General features: G+C 69.8%; 5 protein-coding genes and 2 pseudogenes. 4 read left to right on the top strand and 3 right to left on the bottom strand.

Annotated elements, in window-relative coordinates:
* Both QH283_RS15185 and QH283_RS15180 read right to left on the bottom strand, forming a co-directional pair.
* A pseudogene (locus tag QH283_RS15185) lies at positions 1–308 on the bottom strand (Abi-alpha family protein); the annotation flags it as partial.
* A complete protein-coding gene (locus QH283_RS15180; RefSeq protein ID WP_280503643.1) occupies positions 305–1627 on the bottom strand; it encodes a hypothetical protein in 1323 nt (440 codons plus the stop codon). The gene QH283_RS15180 and the pseudogene QH283_RS15185, both read right to left, overlap by 4 nt.
* Positions 1628–1877: 250 nt before the next feature.
* Between QH283_RS15180 and QH283_RS15175 the strand changes: the two genes are divergently transcribed.
* Both QH283_RS15175 and QH283_RS15170 read left to right on the top strand, forming a co-directional pair.
* The gene (locus QH283_RS15175) at positions 1878–2762 is read left to right on the top strand and encodes an Abi-alpha family protein (RefSeq protein ID WP_280503642.1); all 885 of its coding nucleotides are present in this window, start codon (positions 1878–1880) and stop codon (positions 2760–2762) included.
* 492 nt (positions 2763–3254) lie between these two features.
* The gene (locus QH283_RS15170; RefSeq protein WP_280503644.1) at positions 3255–3788 is read left to right on the top strand and encodes a nuclear transport factor 2 family protein; all 534 of its coding nucleotides are present in this window, start codon (positions 3255–3257) and stop codon (positions 3786–3788) included.
* An 80-nt stretch (positions 3789–3868) separates the two neighbouring features.
* Here the strand turns inward: QH283_RS15170 and QH283_RS15165 are convergent, their stop codons facing one another.
* Positions 3869–5512: a peptide chain release factor 3 gene (locus QH283_RS15165; protein ID WP_280503641.1), complete on the bottom strand. Its 1644-nt coding sequence runs from the start codon at positions 5510–5512 to the stop codon at positions 3869–3871.
* A 357-nt stretch (positions 5513–5869) separates the two neighbouring features.
* Between QH283_RS15165 and QH283_RS15160 the strand changes: the two genes are divergently transcribed.
* Positions 5870–6463 carry a 50S ribosomal protein L25/general stress protein Ctc gene (locus tag QH283_RS15160; protein WP_280503640.1) on the top strand — a complete coding sequence of 198 codons (594 nt, stop codon included), beginning with the start codon at positions 5870–5872 and terminating at the stop codon, positions 6461–6463.
* A 31-nt stretch (positions 6464–6494) separates the two neighbouring features.
* A pseudogene (locus QH283_RS15155) lies at positions 6495–6671 on the top strand (hypothetical protein); the annotation flags it as partial.

Here is a 6671-nt window from a genome sequence, read left to right as displayed (position 1 = left end):
GCCTCGGCCTCGGCGAGCACCTCCCGGGCGGGCAGCCCGGCGCGCGATCCCTTGACCACCGTGCCGGTGACGCCGATGGCGGTGTCCACCGACCAGGCGGCCACCTCGCCCGCCGCGGTCAAAGCCACCTTGGCGACCCCGCACGCGGGCCAGGCGGTGGCGACCGGGGAGATGATCTTGACCCTGGGCAGTTTGACCAGCGGGACCCGGCGCGAGCGGGCGGCGGGCGCGGACTCGGCCGACGGCCAGGGGACCAGCCCCTCGGCGGGGCGGCCCGGTGGGCGCTTGTCGTCGGCTTCGTCCGTCATATCCATGTCGTCGCCACTTCCGTTCCGAAGATCAGGATATGAGCGTATCCGGCGAGCAGGCCGAGCACACCGCCATGAACGAAAAGAAGCCATTCGTCCTGTTTGATGGCCGACCGCAACATGTCGACGAAGTCGGGGGGCGCGAGCGCCGCCATCTGCTTGGCGATGTAGGCGTTGATCCGTCTGCCCTGTGCGAGGTTGAACTCGGGATCGGCGAAGGCCACCGGGGCGATGCCCATGGCCTCGGTGGTCAGCGTCTGCTGGAGGGTGTCGTACTCGCGGCTGCCGAGCACGAACTTCACCGCTGGCCTGGCCGCGCCGAGCGCGCGGTCGGCGGCCGGGCGCAGGATGTCCTCGAGCATCTGGAGGGTGCGGTCCGAACGCGGGCCGTTGAGCAGTTCGTCGCCGATGTTGGCGACCGTGATGACCTGGGTGGAGACCAGTTCGGCGTAGCCGTCGGTGATCTCGTGCTGGCGCTTGATGAGCAGGCCCTGCCGCCACGGGCAGTACCACTTCGGGTAGGCGGGCGCGAAGATCATGTTCAGGCCGATCCAGTTGACCACCCAGCCGATGATCACGCCACCGACCGGCAGCACCACCCAGGACGACAGCCCGGTCAGGTGCAGCACCGCCACCAGCACCACACCCATCGGTGCGCCGAAATAGAAACCGAAGTTCTGCATGAAGCGCAGTTCCTTGGCGCCGAGGACCTGGAACAGGGTGTTCAACAGCTGCGGGCGCGCCTGGAAATAACGAATGACCATCTGCTTCACGTCGAGCAGTTGATCGATGTTCTTGCCGAGTTCGTCGGTGAGTTCGCGCAGGATGGTCGGCAACTGCTGGCGGACCCGCGCGTGCACGCGCTCGCGCAACTGGCTGGGCAGGTTGTACCAGAGCTGCGGATGCTCGCGGCGCAGAATCTCTTCGATGATGTCGGTGATCTGCGCGTCGGCGGTGGCGGCCAGATGTTCGGCGAGCTTGTCCGGGTCGAGTTCGCGATAGAAGTCCGAAACGCTGCCGAGTTTGGACAGTCCTTTGTCGACGGCGATGCTGGCCATCTTGTCCGCCCGCGAGGGCACGATGCCCTGCCAGCCGAGCCTGCCGTCGTAGCTGAGCAGCGGCAGCACCTGGATGCGCTTGGGCAGGAAGGGGTACAGCGATCGCAGGCCGGGCACCCGGACGCCGTGGAAGGCGATGGGCCGGAACAGCATGAGGATGCCGGTCCAGTTGGTGATGTAACCGATGACACCAGTGAAAAGGGGAATTGTCAGAAGTTCCAGCAGGATCGTCGGGTGTACACCGAAAACGCTTTCCAACACGTAGACGCCCTCCTGCGGAAATCCGGTGACCGCCTCCTCACCGGGCACTCAAAGTAGCACCACGGTCAGGGACCGGCCGCATTGTGACCGGCCCTACGGTGTCGGCCGGCCTGGTGGCGTACGGCACAGGGTAATGTCCGGTTCCGATGGGGACTGCCGGGGTTCGCGGTGTGGTGCGTGCCGGGCAATAATCTGTGATCGGAATCAACCGTGGGCGAATCAGTTCACCCGGCGATACTTCGGAGTTGACGTGGCAGACGACAGGACCGGACAGGGGGTGGCCCGGGCCGGCTCCCGCTCGGTCGAACGGGGTTCGGACGTCGAGCAGCGGCAGATCAGCAACGAGGCACGGCTGATCCGCGGAGTGTTCCGCGCGGCCGGTCTGGCCGCGGGCACCGCGGTGCGGGGCAGCCAGTGGGCGGTCAACACCTCGCTCGAGATGACCAAGGAGATCACCAAGGCCGCCCTGGACGGAGAGTCCTCCGCCGAGCTGGCCGAGCGCACCGGCAACGCGCTGCGCTCGATCGCCCGCAGCGCGCTCGGCGTCACCGAGGGTTCGGTGCGCGAGATCGTCAGCTACGTGCCGACACCCGGCCCGAACCAGCAGGCCATCCCGGTCGGGTCCTACCTGCGCTCGGCCACCACCGAGGAGCTGCGCCGCCGCGGCGACGCGCTGCTGGCCCGCTCGGCGGATGTCTACTTCACCGAGGACGTGCACCCGGCCTACGACCGCATCCTCGACGAGCTGGCCCCCGACGAGGCCCGCATGCTGCGCTTCCTCGCGCTCAACGGCCCACAGCCCTCGGTGGACGTGCGCACCAACCGTCCGCTGGGCATCGGCTCGGAGCTGGTGGCCGGCGATCTGACCTCGGTGCCGGAACAGGCGGGCGTGCGCTACCCGGACCGGGCGCGGTCCTATCTGATCAACCTCAACCCGCTCGGCCTCACCCGCACCTCCGACGACCCCGTGGTGCTCAGCCGCTACATGGTGCTCGAGGTGCAGCCGATCGTGGAGGAGGCGCTGAAGAAGGCCGGTCGCGCGCCGAAGATCGTGCGCAAGAGCATCCGGCTCACCGAGTTCGGCGAGGACTTCTGCCGCACCTGCTTCTCGCTCGGTCTCGACCCCCGCGCCTAGATCCGCAGGCCGGTCCGGCCCAGCGCCGGGCTCCCGGCGCCGGTCCGCGCGGTCGCCGATCCCGGCGGACGAGCCGTCGGGCCTGCTCGGGTCGCGGGTCGCGATCTGATACAGATCTGGGCAAGACTCTCGGTCTCGCGCGCGCACGATGGGATCGTGAATGGTATGGAGCGTGAGGGCGAGCCGGACCGGGGTCCGGGCAGAGTCGCGGACATGTTCGCCCGCGGCCGCGGCCCCGGCGGCGAGCGATCCGGTCCACCCCCGGGCCGGCCACGATCGCAGGACGCCGACCGCGCGGACGACCGGCCCGACCTGTCCGGCGCGGGCACCTCCGGCACCGGCCCTTCGGACACCGGGCTCTCCGGCACCGGACTTTCGGACGCGGGGCTCGACGAGACCGGCGACGAACCGGTGGTCACCCCCGAGGACGTCGCCGCGACCGAATCCGCCGTCACGACCGAACCCGCCACGGCCGCCGCGGCCACGACAGATCTGGCGACCTTCGCCGACATCCACGCCATCAGCAGGCTCAAGTACCGCTACCTGCGCTGCCTGGACACCAAGGACTGGGACGAGTTCGCCGACACCATGGTCCCCGAGGCGACCGCCACCTACAGCGAGTATCTGCAGTTCGAGTCGCGGGAGGCGTTCGTTGCCTTCCTGCGCAACACCCTGGACTCGCACGTCATCACCGAACACCGCTGCGACCAGCCGGAGATCGACGTCACCGGCGACATCGCCACCGGCACCTGGTACCTGGCCGACACCGTGCTCATCCCCGAGCACAATCTGCTCATGCGCGGCGCGGCCTACTACCACGACCGTTACGTCCGCGGCGGCGACGGCGTCTGGCGCATCGCGCACACCGGCTACCAGCGCACCTACGAGGTGGTGCTCTCGCTCAGCGACGTGCCGAGCCTGCGCCTGACCTCCGACCGCTGGGGCCTGATCGCCCACGAGGACGGCATCACCTCCATCCAGCGCGACCCGCGCACCCCCGCCTACCGCGAGTCCGGCACCGGCTGACCGGCTCGATCCCCACCGGGCCGGTCGCCCGCGGCTCGGCGGTCACCGCATCGGTCGTCGGCGGCCCGGCTCCGGCCCGTTCAGTTGTCGGCGGCGGCGACCAGCGGTTCGAGGGTGAACTCCGGGTGTTCCTTCTCGATGTACTGCAACCGCCACTTGTCGCTGAACAGCGCCAGGATCGCCCCGTCGGTGCGGGTGAAGACCTCGACGCCGCGCTGGCGGCCCAAGCCATCGGCCGAGGCGGCGTCGGTGCGCCGCGCCAGCGAGTAGCCGAGGTGATCGAGGGTCGTCTCCACGTTGTACTCGGCGAGCATGCGCGCGGTGACCACCTCGAACTGCATGGGACCGACCGCCGCCAGCACCGGCGAGGCGTCGCCGCGCGCGTCGTTGCGCAGCACCTGCACCACGCCCTCGGAGTCGAGCTGATCGATGGCCTTGCGGAACTGCTTGTACTTGCCCGCGCTCTGCGCCCGCAGCACCGCGAAGTGTTCCGGCGCGAACGAGGGGATCGGCGGGAACTCCACCTTCTTGTCCACATACAGGGTGTGGCCAGGCGCGAGCGCGGTGGCGTTCACCAGGCCGACCACGTCGCCCGGGTAGGCGGTGTCGACCGTGGAGCGCTCGCGGCCGAAGACGGTCAGCGCGTACTTGGTGGCGAACGGCCGCCCGGTCTGCGCGTGCGTGACCACCATGCCGCGCTCGAACTCGCCGGAGACGATGCGCATGAAGGCCAGCCGGTCGCGATGGGCGGTGTCCATGCCCGCCTGCACCTTGAACACCACGGCGCTGAACGGATCGCCGGTCTGCCGCGCGACCCCGTGCACGTCGTTGCGCGGTCCCGGCGCGGGCGCCAGCGCCACCAGCGTCTCCAGCAGCTGCCGCACGCCGAAGTTCAGCATGGCCGAGGCGTAGATGACCGGGGAGGTCTGCCCGGCCAGGAACAGTTCCTGGTCGTGGTCCTGCCCCATGGCCGCGAGCAGTTCGGATTCCTCGGCGGCGGTGACCCAGGCCTCGCCCTCGCGCTCCCGCGCCTGCTCCGGTGTCAGCGACTCCTCCGGGGCGATGGTCGCTCCGCCCGCGGTCCTGGTGAAGTGGATGTATTCGGAGGGCTCGCCCTCGGGGCCGCGGCGCAGCAGGCCGCGGAAGTCGCCCGCGATGCCGACCGGGAGGAACAGCGGCGTCGGGGTGAGCCCGATGCGCTCCTGGATCTCGTCGAGCAGTTCCAGCGGCGCGCGGCCGGGTCGGTCCCACTTGTTGACGACGGTGATGACCGGGATGCCGCGATGACGGCAGACCTGGAAGAGCTTCAGCGTCTGCGGTTCCAGGCCCTTGGCGGCGTCGATGAGCATGACCGCGGCGTCGACCGCGGTGAGCACCCGATAGGTGTCCTCGGAGAAGTCGGAGTGGCCGGGGGTGTCGACCAGGTTGATCACGCTGTCGACATCGCTGCCCGCGGCCCGGTAGTTGAACTGCAGCGCGGTGGAGCTGACCGAGATGCCGCGCGCCTTCTCCATCTCCATCCAGTCCGAGACGGTGGACTTGCGGCCCGCCTTGCCGTGGATGGCGCCCGCCTCGGAGATCATCCTGGCGTGCAGGGCGAGGGCCTCGGTGAGCGTTGACTTGCCCGCGTCGGGATGGGAGATGACCGCGAAGGTGCGGCGCCGGGCGACTTCGGCGGTCAGCCCGCGTGGTGTGGGCGCGGCGGCGTCTTCGGGGGCGGTCACGATGGGGGAACCTTTCGCGCGACGAGGGGCGGACAATCGAACCAGCCTAATCGCGCGGACCGCCCGCACGGCCGCCGGGGCCGCGCCCGCCGTGACCTGGGCGGGGCCGCGATGCGCTGACCACCCGATTCAGATCCGATGCGCGGGCTGGGGTATGGTGTTCGGGTTGTCTCGGCGAGGGTGTCCTCCAGACGTGTGACGCACGTGGTGCGACACCGTGATCGACGCGGCGCGGCTTCCGGCCGTCCTCGTTCGTTCTTCGCCCGGACGAGTAGACGAACCCCATCACGCAGGGCGCCACCCACCCTGTCGGGACCTGTTGACCAGCCCGGAAGAGCCGTAGGAGTAGATCCAGTCATGTCCGACGCCAACCTTCTCGTAGCGTCCGTCCGTACCGAATTCGGCAAGGGCGCCGCTCGCCGCACCCGTCGCGCGGGCAACGTGCCCGCCGTCCTCTACGGTCACCAGGCCGAGCCCAAGCATCTGTCGCTCAACGCCCAGGCCTTCGCCGCGATCCTGCGCGAGCACGGCACCAACGCGGTGCTGAACCTCGACATCGAGGGCGAGAAGCAGCTGGCGCTGACCAAGTCGGTCGTGGTCCACCCGATCCGCCGCTACATCGAGCACGCCGACCTGCTGATCGTCAAGCGCGGTGAGAAGGTCGTCGCCGACGTCGCGGTCACCGTCACCGGCGACGCCGCCCCCGGCACCCTGGTCACCCAGGAGGCCACCACCATCTCCGTCGAGGCCGACGCGCTGAACCTGCCCGAGTCGATCGAGGTCTCCGTCGAGGGCGTCGAGGCCGGCACCCAGATCACCGCGGGCGCGCTCGCGCTGCCCGAGGGCGTGAGCCTGGCCGGCGACGCCGAGCTGCTGGTCGTCAACGTGATCGCCGCTCCGGCCGCCGAGGCCACCGAGGAAGAGGCCGCCGAGGGCGAGTCCGCCGAGTAATTCTCGACCTCGAGAACAGACGAACGAACAGATGACCGACTCTGCGACCGGGCCCGCCCTCGTGGTGGGCCTGGGCAATCCGGGCGCCGAATACGAGCGCACCCGGCACAATGTCGGTTTCATGGTCGCGGGGGGGCGGCGCCCGCGCCCCGGCGGGGCGGTGGGGAGCGGCCACAAAAAAACCCGCGCCCCCCCACCCCGCCCCCCC

The organism is Nocardia farcinica (assembly GCF_029867845.1).
Taxonomy (GTDB): domain Bacteria; phylum Actinomycetota; class Actinomycetes; order Mycobacteriales; family Mycobacteriaceae; genus Nocardia; species Nocardia farcinica_A.
The sequence above is the reverse complement of the archived record's forward strand: the minus strand, read 5'-3'. Positions and strand labels throughout refer to the sequence as shown.